Source organism: Sphingopyxis sp. (assembly GCF_965227415.1).
In the GTDB taxonomy this organism is placed as follows: domain Bacteria; phylum Pseudomonadota; class Alphaproteobacteria; order Sphingomonadales; family Sphingomonadaceae; genus Sphingopyxis.
In genome coordinates, this window is sequence record NZ_OZ245749.1 from 1,310,807 (window position 1) to 1,324,743 (window position 13,937).

The 13,937-nt window shown below is 64.6% G+C and carries 16 protein-coding genes; 6 read left to right on the top strand and 10 right to left on the bottom strand.

The window, feature by feature from the left end; genetic code table 11:
• Positions 1-57: 57 nt before the first annotated feature.
• Positions 58-1,197: a diguanylate cyclase gene (locus tag ACO055_RS06390; RefSeq protein ID WP_422061751.1), complete on the top strand. Its 1,140-nt coding sequence runs from the start codon at positions 58-60 to the stop codon at positions 1,195-1,197.
• Here the strand turns inward: ACO055_RS06390 and ACO055_RS06395 are convergent.
• The 10 genes from ACO055_RS06395 to coxB form a co-directional block, all read right to left on the bottom strand.
• On the bottom strand, positions 1,194-2,072 hold the full coding sequence (locus ACO055_RS06395; protein WP_422062432.1) for a class I SAM-dependent methyltransferase: 879 nt from the start codon (positions 2,070-2,072) through the stop codon (positions 1,194-1,196). The two genes, ACO055_RS06390 and ACO055_RS06395, sit on opposite strands and share 4 nt — an antisense overlap.
• A 4-nt stretch (positions 2,073-2,076) precedes the next feature.
• Positions 2,077-3,474: a threonine synthase gene (thrC, locus tag ACO055_RS06400; RefSeq protein WP_422061752.1), complete on the bottom strand. Its 1,398-nt coding sequence runs from the start codon at positions 3,472-3,474 to the stop codon at positions 2,077-2,079.
• A 27-nt stretch (positions 3,475-3,501) separates the two neighbouring features.
• Positions 3,502-4,146, bottom strand: coding sequence for an SURF1 family protein (locus tag ACO055_RS06405; RefSeq protein WP_422061753.1), 645 nt, complete (start codon positions 4,144-4,146; stop codon positions 3,502-3,504).
• Positions 4,139-4,435: a DUF983 domain-containing protein gene (locus ACO055_RS06410; RefSeq protein ID WP_422061754.1), complete on the bottom strand. Its 297-nt coding sequence runs from the start codon at positions 4,433-4,435 to the stop codon at positions 4,139-4,141. Before ACO055_RS06410 ends, ACO055_RS06405 begins: the two co-directional genes overlap by 8 nt.
• Positions 4,436-4,526: 91 nt before the next feature.
• The gene (locus ACO055_RS06415; RefSeq protein ID WP_422061755.1) at positions 4,527-5,402 is read right to left on the bottom strand and encodes a cytochrome c oxidase subunit 3; all 876 of its coding nucleotides are present in this window, start codon (positions 5,400-5,402) and stop codon (positions 4,527-4,529) included.
• An 82-nt stretch (positions 5,403-5,484) separates the two neighbouring features.
• Positions 5,485-6,033: a cytochrome c oxidase assembly protein gene (locus ACO055_RS06420; RefSeq protein WP_422061756.1), complete on the bottom strand. Its 549-nt coding sequence runs from the start codon at positions 6,031-6,033 to the stop codon at positions 5,485-5,487.
• A gap of 5 nt (positions 6,034-6,038) precedes the next feature.
• Entirely contained in the window at positions 6,039-6,188 is a 150-nt protein-coding gene (locus ACO055_RS06425; RefSeq protein ID WP_422061757.1) for a hypothetical protein, read from the bottom strand.
• Positions 6,185-7,096 carry a heme o synthase gene (locus ACO055_RS06430; protein WP_422061758.1) on the bottom strand — a complete coding sequence of 304 codons (912 nt, stop codon included), beginning with the start codon at positions 7,094-7,096 and terminating at the stop codon, positions 6,185-6,187. The genes ACO055_RS06425 and ACO055_RS06430 overlap by 4 nt, the downstream gene beginning before the upstream one ends.
• A gap of 62 nt (positions 7,097-7,158) precedes the next feature.
• Positions 7,159-8,832 carry a cytochrome c oxidase subunit I gene (ctaD, locus tag ACO055_RS06435; protein ID WP_422061759.1) on the bottom strand — a complete coding sequence of 558 codons (1,674 nt, stop codon included), beginning with the start codon at positions 8,830-8,832 and terminating at the stop codon, positions 7,159-7,161.
• Positions 8,833-8,848: 16 nt separating this feature from the next.
• Positions 8,849-9,967, bottom strand: coding sequence for a cytochrome c oxidase subunit II (coxB, locus tag ACO055_RS06440; protein WP_422061760.1), 1,119 nt, complete (start codon positions 9,965-9,967; stop codon positions 8,849-8,851).
• 232 nt (positions 9,968-10,199) lie between these two features.
• Here coxB and pyrE point away from each other — a divergent pair, with 232 nt between their 5' ends.
• Genes pyrE through ACO055_RS06465 form a run of 5 tightly spaced genes read left to right on the top strand, consistent with a single transcriptional unit; the run spans position 10,200 to position 13,924 of the window.
• The gene (gene pyrE, locus ACO055_RS06445) at positions 10,200-10,790 is read left to right on the top strand and encodes an orotate phosphoribosyltransferase (protein ID WP_422061761.1); all 591 of its coding nucleotides are present in this window, start codon (positions 10,200-10,202) and stop codon (positions 10,788-10,790) included.
• A complete protein-coding gene (locus tag ACO055_RS06450) occupies positions 10,787-11,533 on the top strand; it encodes a pyridoxine 5'-phosphate synthase (RefSeq protein ID WP_422061762.1) in 747 nt (248 codons plus the stop codon). The genes pyrE and ACO055_RS06450 overlap by 4 nt, the downstream gene beginning before the upstream one ends.
• Positions 11,530-11,931: a holo-ACP synthase gene (gene acpS / locus ACO055_RS06455; protein WP_422061763.1), complete on the top strand. Its 402-nt coding sequence runs from the start codon at positions 11,530-11,532 to the stop codon at positions 11,929-11,931. Before ACO055_RS06450 ends, acpS begins: the two co-directional genes overlap by 4 nt.
• Before the next feature lie 2 nt (positions 11,932-11,933).
• Positions 11,934-12,776: a signal peptidase I gene (lepB, locus tag ACO055_RS06460; protein WP_422061764.1), complete on the top strand. Its 843-nt coding sequence runs from the start codon at positions 11,934-11,936 to the stop codon at positions 12,774-12,776.
• Positions 12,777-12,787: 11 nt separating this feature from the next.
• Positions 12,788-13,924, top strand: a complete 1,137-nt coding sequence (locus ACO055_RS06465) for an AI-2E family transporter (protein ID WP_422061765.1) — start codon at positions 12,788-12,790, stop codon at positions 13,922-13,924.
• Positions 13,925-13,937: the final 13 nt, after the last annotated feature.

Consider the following 13,937-nt stretch of genomic DNA (forward strand, 5'->3'; position numbering starts at 1 on the left):
CGCATGATAATTTTCGGTTCGGCTTAAATCGGGTCCATGGCGCCCGTTAAAAGTCGCATGACCACACATGCAACACCTTCGAACGAGCCGGTTGGGCGGCTCCTGGGATGGCTGGGACTCCGCAATGCCCAAGGCGGAACCCGTGACGAGGATCGAGCGCCGGCAGCCGCCGTCACGCGCGACCTGCTGCGCGAGGGGCGCCGCCAACTGGTGGGCGCGATCGGCGCCTTCCTGCTCGATCACGATCTCGACGTCACGGCGACGAACCTGTTGATCGCGCACAGCGCCTTTTCGGGGATCAATCCCCGGCTTGCGCGCCAGATCGCAACACGCGCGCAGGGCGGCGAAGGCATTACGCAGCAGTGGCTCGACGAACTCGCGCAACAGGAACCGATCCAGCCCGACCGCGCCGACATCGACCGGATGGTCGCGCGCCTCGAAACCAACCTCGAAACCTTTCAGACCAACACCAAAGCCGCGCGCAGCGCCACCAGTGAATATGGCACCAAGCTGGAGGCGCACGTCAGCGACCTGCAAGAGGTGCAAAAGACCGGCGAACTCGTGTCGCACCTTGCCGACATCGCGAAGGTCATGCTCGAACGCACGCGCCACGCCGAAGAGGAAATGCGCAAGAGCGAGGACGAGGCCAAGGCGCTTCGCAAGAGCCTCGCCCGCGCCAAGCGCGATGCCGAGGTCGACTATCTGACCGGCCTGCCCAACCGACGGGCGTTCGAGGTGCTGCTCGAACATCATTACGAGGAAGCACGCGCCGCGGTCGAACCGCTCAGCGTCGCTTTCTGCGACATCGACGAGTTCAAGAAGGTCAACGATACGCACGGGCACGAGGCGGGCGACCGCGTCATCAAGCTGATCGCCGATACGCTCGCGCGCATCTCGAACGACCATTGCCATGTCGCGCGCCACGGCGGCGAAGAATTTGTGATGCTGTTCCGCGGCCTGCCGCCGAGCGAAGCGGTCAAGAAGCTCGACGAGGCACGCGAAGGGCTGGCCGAACGGCGGTTGATCAACCGCAAGACCGATCAGCCCTTTGGCCAGATCACCTTTTCGGGCGGCGTTGCCGACGTGTTCGGCTTTGGCGATGCGCGCGCCGCACTCAAAGCCGCCGACGAAGCGCTATATCGTGCGAAAGAAAACGGCCGAAACCGCATAGAGCTAGCCGAACCCAAAGCGGCCTAACGGCTCCAGCGCGCAAAGATTGCGGTCGGCAGCAACAGCCCGCGCGTTTCCTCGCGCACCACGAGTTCGCCGCATTCGACCTGGCCCGGCAGATCGGCGAACAACTGCGCGAGCAGCTCGCCGATCGCGAGCGCCGACATGCGCACCGCATAGACGGTCAGGAACAGCGCGCGGCTGTCGGCGTCGAGCAGCTGGCGGCAATCGGCGAGCAAGGGCGCCAGGCTTTCCTCGAGCTGCCAGCGTTCGTTGTTCGGCCCGCGCCCGAATTTCGGGGGGTCGAGCAGGATGGCGTCATAGCGCCGCTCGCGTCGTACTTCGCGCGCGGTGAACTTGCCGGCATCGTCGACGATCCAGCGGATCGGTTTGTCGGCCATGCCCGCCAGCTCGGCATTTTCGCGCGCCTGCGCGACCGATTTCTTCGATGCATCGACATGGGTCACCGATGCGCCTGCCGCGGCCAAGGCCTGGCTGCCGACGCCGGTATAGCCGAACAGGTTCAGAAACGCCGGATCGGCCTTGTCGGCGACCTGCGCGCGCAGCCAGTCCCACACGGGCGCCATGTCGGGGAAGAAGCCCAGGTGCCGAAAGGGCGTGCATTGCGCCGTGAAGCGCGTCTCGCGCCATCCCAGCGGCCATCCTTCGGTCGGGACGGGCTTGTTATAATACCAGCGGCCGCCACCATCGTCGTCAGACGCCGGAATGAATTCGCCGTCGGCGGCGTCCCATTCGCTTTGCGGCAGCGCCGGCTGCCACATCGCCTGCGGCTCGGGGCGGATGAAGCGGTGGGCGCCATAGCGTTCGAGCTTGCGCCCGCCGCCGCTGTCGACCAGCCCATAATCGCCCCACGCCTCGCCGATCAGCGTGATCAAAGGCAGCTGATCAGCCACGCGCTGCTTCGCCGAGAATATAGGCCTTCACCGCGTCATAATCGCCGGGCAGCTTTTCATACCGTTCTTCGCGCTCGAACAGATTGCCGAGGCGGGCGGGAAGCGCCGGGCGAACGCCGGTTGCGCGCTCGACCGCGTCGCGGAACTTTGCCGGATGCGCGGTCGCCAGCGTGACGACGGGGACATCGGCGTCAATCTGCAGCTCGCGCGCTGCCGCCAGCCCGACCGCGCTGTGCGGATCGATGATCTGGCCTGCCTTCTCCTGCGCCCAGCGCAGCGCGAGCGCCATCCCGTCGGCGTCGATCCGCGCACTGGAAAACAGATCGCGCGCACCGACGAGCATGTCGGCCGGGATCGTCATCGCACGCTGCGCATCGAATTCGTGCATCATGCCGGTAATCGCGCCACCGTCGCGGCCCGCCAGGTCGAAGAGCAGCCGTTCGAAATTGCTGCTGACCTGGATGTCCATGCTCGGCGTCGCGGTCGCGGTGACGCTGCCCGCGCTGTAATCGCCACTCGACAGCGCGCGGTGGAGGATGTCGTTGACGTTCGTCGCGACGACGAGCCGCGCGACGGGCAGCCCCATGCGCGCCGCGACATAGCCTGCGAACACATCGCCGAAATTGCCCGTCGGGACACTGAAGGCGACTTGGCGGTCGGGCGCGCCGAGGCGGACGGCGGCGTAGAAATAATAGACGATCTGCGCCATCAGCCGCGCCCAATTGATGCTATTCACCGCCGACAGCGTCACCTGGCTGCGCGCCTCCGCATCGCCGAACAGCCGCTTCACCATCGCCTGCGCATCGTCGAAGCTGCCGTCGATGGAGATATTGTGGACGTTCGGCGCCAGCACCGTCGTCATCTGGCGGCGCTGGACGTCGCTGACGCGGCCCTCGGGATGAAGCATGAAGATCTGGATATGCTCGCGCCCCGCGACCGCTTCGATCGCCGCCGAGCCGGTGTCGCCCGACGTCGCGCCGACGATCGTGATGTCGGTGTCGCCGCCGCTCAGGAATTTCTCGAACAGCTGGCCGAGCAATTGCAGCGCGACGTCCTTGAACGCCAGCGTCGGGCCGTGGAACAGTTCGAGCAGCCAATGCCGATGGTCGAGCTGGACGAGCGGCGTCACCGCATCGTGGCTGAAGCGGCCATAAGCGGCTTTGCAAAGCGCGCGCAGATCGTCCTCGGACAGGATGCCGATGACGAACGGGGTCATCACGCGAACCGCGGTTTCGACATAATCGAGCCCGGCAAGCGCGCGAATCTCGTCGGTCGTCATCTGCGGCCAGACGGCGGGAACATAGAGCCCCCCGTCGCTGGCGAGCCCCGCGAGCGTGGCGGCGCGAAAGTCGAGAGTCGGCGCGGAGCCGCGGGTGCTGATATAATCCATGACGGCACAGCGCCTAGCGGCGCGCCGTCACCGCTGCAAGCGGCGGCGAACCGCCAGGATATAGATAATCAGCGCGGCGGCAGCGAAAATGAACCATTGCACGGCGTAGGCGAGATGGTTGTTCGGGACGTCGGCCCCCGACGGCACCTCACTTGCGCGCAGCCCCGCGACCGGTGCGTCGGCCACGAGCATCGCGCGCGCGGGAACCGCCTTACCCGTCAATCGCTCGATCATCGACGGCTGTTCGGGACCGGGCACGATCGTCCCCTGCACGGTTCCGCCTTTCCATTGCGGCGGTTTGAAGTCGTCGGCGATCCCGACGTCGACGAGGACGCCCGGGCCCTCGGCGCCGGTGCGGCAATCGGCGATCATGCGAATGCCGGTCTTGCCGGTGCGGTCGGTGCCGCCGCGCGGATCCCAGCGCGTCGGCTCGAGGCAGACGACGCTGCTCTTGCGAAACAGAAAGGCATCGGCGACCGGCGGCAGCTTGGGATAGGTGACGAGCGACGACATCGCCATGTTGCGTTCGTACAGCGCGATCAGCGCTTCCTTCTCGGCCTTGCGCTGGAGCTGCCAGACGCCGAGCGCGATCATCACCGCGACGGCCGCGAGCACGACGATCGTCGAGACGACCGGCCAGCGGCGAAGCGTCGTTTCGGCGGGTTCAGTCATGACGCGTTGTCCCTTCGGCGGCCTGTCGCTGGTGCTCGCTCGCGAGCAGCGCCGCCTTGCCGACGCGCAGCCCGTAAAGGACGGCAGCGGCGGTCAGCGGCACCCAGAGGACGACATGGACCCAGAGCGGCGGCCTGAACGCGGCGTCGACGCCGAGTGCCAGCGCGATCAGCAAGGCGCCGATGATCAGGGTGAGGAAGGCCGCAGGGCCGTCGCCGACATTGTATCGGCCGGATTCGAGCCCGCAAGACGGGCAACGCTCGCGAAAACTGGCCGCGCCCTCGAACAAGCCGGGCGCACCGCATTCGGGACAGAGACCAAAAAAGGCAGCGCGCCAGACCGGCGGCTGCCCTTTTTGTGTTGGCTCGTCTTGCGGCAATTTAGTGCGCGGCGACCGGCGCGCCCCAGCCGCCCCAGACATAGACGATGATGAAGAGGAACAGCCACACCACGTCGACGAAGTGCCAGTACCAGGCAGCAGCTTCAAAACCGAAATGCTGGGTCGGAGTGAAGTGGCCCTTATAGGTGCGGACGAGGCAGACGATCAGGAAGATCGTGCCGACGAGCACGTGGAAACCGTGGAAACCCGTCGCCATGAAGAAGGCCGAGGTATAGTTGATCGTGCCGAAGTGGAACGGCGCCTCGGCATATTCATAGGCCTGGATCGAGGTGAACAGCATCCCCAGGATGATCGTCGCCCACAGACCCTTTTTCAGCCCCTCGCGATCGCCGTGGATCAGCGCATGGTGCGCCCAGGTAATCGTCGTGCCCGAGCAGAGCAAGATCAGCGTGTTGAGCAAGGGCAGCGAAAAGGCGTCGATGACGTGGATGCCCTTCGGCGGCCATACCGTCGCCGCGAGCGCGCCGTCCTGGCCGAACAGCGAGGTGACCGCGCCGTCGACGATTTCAACCGGAACCGGGAAAAGCGAAAAGTCGAACCAGGCCCAGAACCAGCCGACGAAGAACATGACTTCGGACGCGATGAACAGGATCATGCCGTACCGCAGATGCAACTGAACGACCGGCGTATGGTCGCCTGCATGCGCTTCGTTGATGACGTCAGACCACCAGCTGAAGAAGGTGGCGATCACACCTGCCAGGCCGAGGCCGAGCACCCATTTGCCGGCACCGCCGAAATAGTCGGCGTGCATGGCCATCACCAGGCCAAAGAACATCGTAAGCGCAGCGACCGAGCCGATGAGCGGCCAGACGCTGGGGTTTACGAGATGATAGTCATGATGTTTGGCACCGGACATGGCGTTTTTCCCGTTTTAGCAGCCCCAGCATGGCGATTCCCCATCGCCCGCCGGTCCTTTGTAAGACTCTTTGATCGCGGCCTTAGCTCGCCTTTTTGTCGCCGTCTACAGGGTGGAAGGTGTAGCTCAGCGTGATTTCCTCGATGTCGCGCGCGTCGGGATCGTCCTTGATCTTGGGATCGACGAAGAACAGCACCGGCATGCGGATTTGCTCGCCCGGTTTCAGCGTCTGCTGGGTGAAGCAGAAGCACTGGATCTTGGTGAAATATTTGCCCGCAGCGTCGGGCGTGACGTTGAAGCTCGCGGTTCCGATCACCTCGTGCGGCGACTGGTTTTCGGCGATGAAGATCGCCATGTCGCGCGCGCCGATGCTGACCGTATCGGTCGGATGCTCGGGATAGAATTTCCACGGCAGATTCGGCGAGACATTGGCATCGAAACGGACCGAGATCGTGTCGCTGAGAATCTTCGGCTCGGCGGCGGCGGCCACCGGATCGAAGCGCTGAGTCGTGCCGCCGAAGCCGGTCACGCGGCAGAAGAGATTATAGAGCGGCACCGCCGCGAAGCCGAGACCCACCATTGCAACTGCGAGTAGCGCCGCCAGCGATCCGGTCTTCGCGTTCCGCGACATCGTCCTCACTTGGGCACCACCATGCGCGCCATCGTGATGAAGAAGAACAGGAAAGCAAGCCCGCCGAGAATCCACCCCATCATGTTCGCACGGCTGCGCTGACGGCGGCGATATTCGGCTTCGTCGAAGGGTTCGGGGGGAGTTTCGTCGGTCATAGGGGCCACCAATGGTCGGCGACGACTGCGCCGAACAATATGAAAAGATAAGCGATCGAATAGGCGAAGAGACGCTTTTCGGGCTGCATCATGTCACCCTCGCCCGTGGTCCGCGTGCCGACCTGGATCGACAGCAGGACGAAGACGATCGACAGGATGACCGCCGTCCAGCCATAGAGCGCGCCGGCATAGCCCAGCGGCCATGGCGCGATCGCCGACGCCGCCATGATCAGCGCGTAGAACAGGATCTGGCGCCGCGTCGAGGTTTCGCCTGCGACGACCGGCATCATCGGGATACCCGCGGCGGCGTAGTCCGACCGCATGAACAGCGCGAGCGCCCAGAAATGCGGCGGCGTCCACAGGAAGATCAGCAGAAAGAGCAAAACCGGCAGCGGCGCGATGCTGCCCGTCGCGGCGACCCAGCCTATCAGCGGCGGAAAGGCGCCTGCCGCGCCGCCGATGACAATATTCTGCGGCGTCCGCGGCTTCAGCCACATGGTGTAGACGAAAACATAGAAAAGGATCGACACCGTCAGCAGCACCGCCGCCTGCCAGTTGGCGGCGAAGAGCATCAGAAAGACGGAGAAAGCCGCGAGTCCGACTCCGAACTGCAGCGCGGTCTGCGGATCGAGCCGTCCCGCCGGAAGCGGCCGTCCGGCGGTGCGCTTCATCTTCGCGTCGAGCCCGGCCTCATACCATTGATTGAGCGCGCCCGACGCCCCCGCGCCCAGCGCGATCGCGAGGATCGATGAGAAGGCGAGGACCGGATGGACGCTGCCCGGTGCCGCGAGCAGACCGCAAAGCGCGGTGAACACGACCAGCGACATCACGCGCGGCTTGGTGAGCGCGAACAGGTCGCGCCAGTCGGCCGGAAGCGCCGGTTCGCCGTGGGTCAGGCTCTGCGCCATGCTAACTCCAGGCCGGAAAGCAGATCGCCCCCTGCCAAGTTTTCAGCAGGGGGCGGATGCAATCAGGCGATACGCGGCAGTTCGTTGAACTGGTGGAACGGCGGCGGGCTCGACAGCGTCCATTCGAGCGTCGTCGCACCTTCGCCCCACGGATTGTCGGCCGCCTTCTTGCCCGCGAACAGCGACCAGCCGATATTCACGAAGAAGAACAGCATGCCGACGGCCATGATCACATAGCCGAGCGACGAGACGTGGTGCCAATAGGCATAAGCTTCCGCATAGTCGGGATAACGGCGCGGCATGCCCTGCTGGCCCAGGAAGTGCTGGGGGAAGAACATGACGTTCACGCCGATGAAGAATACCCAGAAGTGCAGCTGTCCAAGGAACTCGTTGTACATCCGGCCCGACATCTTCGGGAACCAGTAATAGAAGCCGGCGAAGAGCGAGAAGACCGCGCCCAGCGACAGCACATAGTGGAAGTGCGCGACGACATAATAGGTGTCGTGCAGGTTGGTATCGACGCCGCCGTTGGCGAGCACGACGCCTGTGACGCCGCCAACGGTGAACATGAAGATAAAGCCCATCGCCCAGACCATCGGCGTCTTGAAGCTGACCGAACCGCCCCACATGGTAGCGATCCAGCTGAAGATCTTGATGCCGGTCGGGACCGCGATGACCATCGTCGCCGCGGTGAAGTACATCTTCAGGTTCACGCTCATGCCGACCGTGAACATGTGGTGTGCCCACACGATGAAACCGACAACGCCGATCGCGACCATCGCATAGGCCATGCCCAGATAGCCGAACACCGGCTTCTTGCTGAAGGTGGAGATGATCTGGCTGACCATGCCGAAGCCGGGCAGGATCATGATGTACACTTCGGGGTGGCCGAAGAACCAGAAGAGATGCTGATAGAGCACCGGATCGCCGCCGCCCGTCGCATCATAGAAGGTCGTGCCGAAATTGCGGTCGGTCAGCAGCATGGTGATCGCGGCGGCCAGAACCGGCAGCGCGAGCAGCAGCAGGAAGGCGGTCACCAGCACCGACCACACGAACAGCGGCATCTTGTGCAGGGTCATGCCCGGCGCGCGCATGTTGAAGATCGTGGTGATGAAGTTGATCGCGCCGAGAATCGACGCTGCACCGGCAAGATGGAGCGAGAAGATCGCCATATCGACAGCCGGGCCGACCGACCCGCTGGTCGACAGCGGCGCGTAGACCGTCCAGCCGGTGCCGGCGCCATGCCCGCTGCCGCCCGGAACGAAGCTCGATCCGACGAGCATCACGAACGCGACCGCGGTCAGCCAGAAGCTGACGTTGTTCATGCGCGGGAAGGCCATGTCGGGCGCGCCGATCATCAGCGGCACGAACCAGTTGCCGAAACCGCCGATCATCGCGGGCATGACCATGAAGAAGACCATGATCAGGCCGTGCGCGGTGATGAGCACGTTCCAAAGATGCTTGCCTGCAACCTCGTCGGCGCCGCTGCCGAGCGCTGCCGCCCAGCCCGGAAGATACTGGATGCCGGGTTCGGCGAGTTCGAGGCGCATCATGCCCGAAATCACGCCGCCGACGATGCCGGCGATGATCGCGAAGATCAGATAGAGGGTGCCGATGTCCTTGTGGTTCGTCGACATGAACCAGCGGACGAAAAAGCCCGGCGTGTCATGATCATGGTCGTGATCGTGCGCATGGTCGTGGCCGTGCGCGGGTGCAGTCGCTGCGATATCGGTCATCTGTCGGACCCCTTGATTATTTCTTGGCGGCCGGGGCAGCGGCGGGAGCCGCAGCCGGCGCTGCTTCGGTCGTGGCGGCTGCAGCCGGTGCGGCGGCAGCGGGAGCGGTGGTGGCGGGCGCCGGAGCGGCAGCAGCCGGGGCAGCGGCGGCAGGCGCCGCCGGTGTCGGCTTGGGGTTGCCGCCCTTCGAGCGGACCCAGGCTTCCCATTTGTCGACCGGCAGCACTTCGACCGCGATCGGCATATAGCCGTGGTCGACGCCGCAAAGCTCCGAACACTGGCCGTAATAGACGCCGACCTTCGTCGCGGTGAACGTCGTTTCGTTCGCGCGGCCGGGAACCGCGTCCATCTTGGTCCAGAAGGCAGGAACCGCAAAGCTGTGGATCACGTCCGAACCGGTAATGATCAGCTTCACCTGACGCCCGACCGGAACGACCATGCGGTTGTCGACCGCGAGGTGATAGGGTTCGCCTGCAGCCTTGGCCTTGTCCTCGGGCAGGATCTTAGAGACATATTCGCCGATGCCCTGGTCGGGATAGGCATAGCCCCAATACCATTGATACCCGGTGACCTTGATCGTCAGCGCGTCCTTCTTCGGCGGCTCATATTGCGCCGCGAGCAAGCGGATCGACGGGACCGCGATGACCGCAAGGATCAGCACCGGGATCGCCGTCCAGATCACTTCGATGAAGGTGTTGTGCGTGGTCTTCGACGGCACCGGGTTCACCTTTGCACGGAAGCGCACGACAACCCAGAGCAGAAGGCCAAGAACGAAGAGCGAGATCACCGTGATCACCGGCAACAGGATGGCATGGTTGAACCAGTAGGCTTGCTCGCCGATCGGGGTGACCTGCGGCTGGAAATTGATGCCGGCATCGACCGGTTGGCCGATCCCGGGGGTCGGCTTCATCGGCACATAGGTTGCATCGCCCGCGGGAGCGGCAGCCTTGGTCGCCTCGACCGCAGCGGGAGCAGCGGTCGTCGCGGCCGCATCGGCGGTCGCCGGAGCCGGAGTCGCCGTCACGGTGACTGCCGGGGTCGCAGCAGGAGCAGCCGCGTGCGCGGCGCCCACCGCGCCGAGCGACAAAGCCGCTGCGATTGCAATGGTTTGCAAGCTGGTTTTCAAGCTCTTCATAAGGATAGTGCCGCCCGTTGCCTGTTGTTCTTGTCGATGCCCCAGCCCTTTATCCGGATGGCCGGACATACGTCACGGCAGCCGTCCCCGAGGCTGAATCTCGCGGGCGCTATAGACCCGCTTGCCGCTTGCCTCAAGCATCTCTAACACTATTTTACGGCTGGCAAATCTTCGCCGCCGAAACGCAGTCGCCCGATCCGGGCGACGACAGGAACAAAAGATAAAATCTCCCATGACCGATGACGACATCCTGGCCGAATTCCGCGCCGCCGACGCGCTGCTGCAGGGACATTTCCTGCTCTCCTCCGGCCGCCACAGCGAATATTATCTGCAGTGCGCGCGCGTGCTGATGGATACCGAGCGCGCGGGCCGCCTGGCCGTCACGCTGGCAGGCAAGCTGCCGCGCGAACTGCGGCAGGCGATCGACATCGTCGTCTCGCCCGCGATGGGCGGCGTGATCATCGGCCATGAAATGGGCCGCGCGCTCGGCAAACCGGCGATTTTCGTCGAGCGCCCGACGGGCGTTTTCGAACTGCGCCGCGGCTTTGCCATCGCGCCGGGATCAAAGGTCCTGATGGTCGAGGACGTCGTGACCACCGGCCTGTCGTCGCGCGAAGCGATGGAAGCGGTGCGCGCAGCAGGCGGCGAGGTCGTCGCCGAGGCTGCGCTCGTCGACCGCTCGGCGGGAAGCAATATCGACCTTGGGGTGCCCTTCTATCCCCTCGTCGCGATCAATTTCCCGACCTATGCTGAAAATGAACTCCCGCCAGAACTGGCATCGACGCCGGCGATAAAGCCCGGGAGCCGGAGCGTAGCGGCTTGAGCGCCTCCCCCTCCAAATTGCGGCTCGGCGTCAACATCGATCATGTTGCGACGATCCGCAACGCGCGCGGCGGCGAGCATCCCGATCCGGTGCGCGCGGCCGAAATCGTCGCGGCGTTCGGCGGCGACGGGATCACCGCGCATCTGCGTGAGGACCGGCGACACATTCGCGACGACGACCTCGCGCGCATCCAGGCGGCGACCGACCTTCCGCTGAATCTCGAGATGGCGGCGACCGACGAGATGCTGGCGATCGCGCTGCGCCATATGCCGCACGCGGCGTGCATCGTCCCCGAAAAGCGCGAAGAACGTACCACCGAGGGCGGGCTCGACGCCGCTGGCCAGCATAATCATCTGGCGCCGATCGTCGGACGGCTGAACGACGCGGGGATCCGCGTCAGCCTGTTCATCGAACCCGACCCGCGGCAGATCGAAGCGGCAATGCGGCTGAACGTGCCGGTCGTCGAGTTCCACACCGGCCGCTATGCGCATGTCGAGGGCGAGGAGCGCGCCGCCGAACTCCGCCGCATCGCCGATGCCGCCGCGCTCGCGTGGAAGAATGGCATCGAACCGCATGCCGGGCACGGCCTGACCTATGACAATGTCGTACCGATCGCCGCGATTCCCCAGCTCGCTGAGCTCAACATCGGCCATTATCTGATCGGCGAAGCGATCTTCACCGGGCTGGAGCATGCGATCCAGCGCATGCGCGGCCTGATGGACGAAGCGCGCGGCGCGGCATGATCATCGGCCTCGGCTCCGACCTCTGCAATATCGAGCGGATCCAGAATTCGCTCGACCGGTTTGGCGAGCGGTTCGAGAATCGCGTCTTCACCGACGTCGAGCGCGCCAAGGCAGCGCGGCGTCCGTTCACTCGCGCGGGCACTTATGCCAAGCGCTTCGCGGCGAAGGAGGCTTTTTCGAAAGCCGTCGGCACCGGCTTCAAGCGCGGGGTGTTCATGAAGGACATCGGGGTCGTCAACGAGCCGTCGGGGGCACCGACGCTCGCGCTGACCGGCGGAGCAGCGGCACGGCTCGCCGCGATGATTCCGCCGGGACATACAGCGCACATCCATCTGACGCTGACCGACGACCATCCCTGGGCGCAGGCTTTCGTCATCATCGAGGCAATCAAGGACTGAGAATGACGAAAACGACAGGCAAGGACGACGGAAGCTGGGGCAAGCTGATCCGCGATATCGTGGTGATATTGCTGCTGGTGCTCGGCATCCACAGCTGCGTTGCCAAGCCTTTCTATATCCCCTCGGATTCGATGATGCCGGTTCTGCGCAACGGCGACCGGCTGGTGGTGTCCAAATATCCCTATGGCTGGTCCTACGCCTCGGTCAGCTTTCACCTCGCGCCCAAAACGGCCGGACGCCTGTTCGGCAAGCTGCCCGAACGGGGCGACATCGTCGTGCTGGAACATCCGGTGACCCGCATCGACTATATCAAGCGCGTGATCGGCCTGCCCGGCGACACGATCGAGCTGAAAGGCGGCGCGCTGTTCATCAACGGAAAGCCCGTGAAGCGCGAAGTGCAGCCGATGCTCGGCGTCCCGGTCGACGGCAATATGCCCGGCGCAGACAGCTCGCTCGGGCGCTTCCTCGACCGGGATGCCAGCGGCAAAGATGTTCTGGAACTGCCGATCGTACGCGAAACGCTGCCCGGAGGAGCAACATTCGACACGATCGATATGGGTCCGGGCTATATGACCGACGACTATGGCCCCGAGAAAGTCCCGGCCGGCCATCTGTTCCTGATGGGCGACAACCGCGACGGCAGCGCCGACAGCCGCGTATCGGTCGACCGCAAGGGTCTGGGCGGCCCCGTGCCGTTCGACGCGATCGCCGGACGCGCCGAAATCATCAGCTTTTCGACCGACGGCACCGCCGAATGGTACAATCCGCTGAGCTGGTTCAGCGCGCTGCGGTCGAACCGCGCGGGAACCAACCTGCGTCCGGCGCATGATGCCACAGTGAAATAGGGAGTAAGGGCATGGCGACGACGAGGAAACCGGCCACGACACGCGCGAAGGCCGTGGCCAAAGCGTCGCCCGCCGTTCCCGAGGACGATCACAAGGAAGCCGTCGGCCCGACCGAGATCCGCAGCCAGCTCGTCCGCAGCGAGTTGCTCCGCGCCGGTGTGTGGCTTGGCCTCGCGCTGCTGATCGGCGTTTGCATCATCCTGATCCAGCCGATCCTGCTGATCTTCGCCGGAATCGTCATGGCGGCCATGCTCGACGGCGGCACCCGCCTGCTTGGCCGCGTTCTGCCGATCGCGCGCGGATGGCGGTTGCTGATTGTCTGTCTGTCGCTCGTCGCCTTCATGGCGTGGACGGTCATGTTTGCCGGCTCGCAGATCGCCGATCAGGCCGCGACCCTGCAACAGGTCGTGATGTCGCAGGTCCAACGCATCGCCGCGTGGGCGAGCGAGCATGGCATGGGCGACCTCCAGCTCGATACGAAAACGATCACCGACAATATCGCCGGCACCTTCGGGCGCGTCACGGCCGCGGTCGGCACAGTGCTCGGCGCGCTCACCAGCCTGATCATGGTCCTCGTACTCGGCATCTTCATCGCGATCGAGCCTCGGCTTTACGAGCGCGGCGTCGCGTGGATGCTGCCGATGAAGAGCCGCGAGAATTTCTATATCACGACCGCGCGCATGGGCTTTACGCTGCGCCGACTGATGGCTGGCCGCTTGCTCGGCATGCTGGTCGAGGGTGTCGGAACCTGGCTCGCCTGCCTGGCGGTCGGCATCCCAATGGCCGCGCTGATGGGGCTGCTCACCGGCCTGCTCGCGTTCATCCCCAACATCGGGGCGATTGTGTCAGGCGTGCTGCTCGTCCTCGTGGGTTTTTCGGCAGGGGTCGACACGGGGCTCTGGGCGATCGCGATCTATTTCATCGTTCAGACCGTCGACGGCTATCTGATCGTGCCGATGGTCGCGAAGCAGACGGTCGACCTCGCCCCCGCCCTCGTCCTGGGCGCGCAAATCCTGTTCGGCGCGTTGCTCGGCATCATGGGCCTGTTCCTGGCCGATCCGATCGTCGCGATGATCAAGGTCGCGCTCGAACGCGAAGCCGAACGCAATGCCGGCGCCGCCAAAACAAAAGCGGCGGCGAGCACCTAACCCGAAACCATGT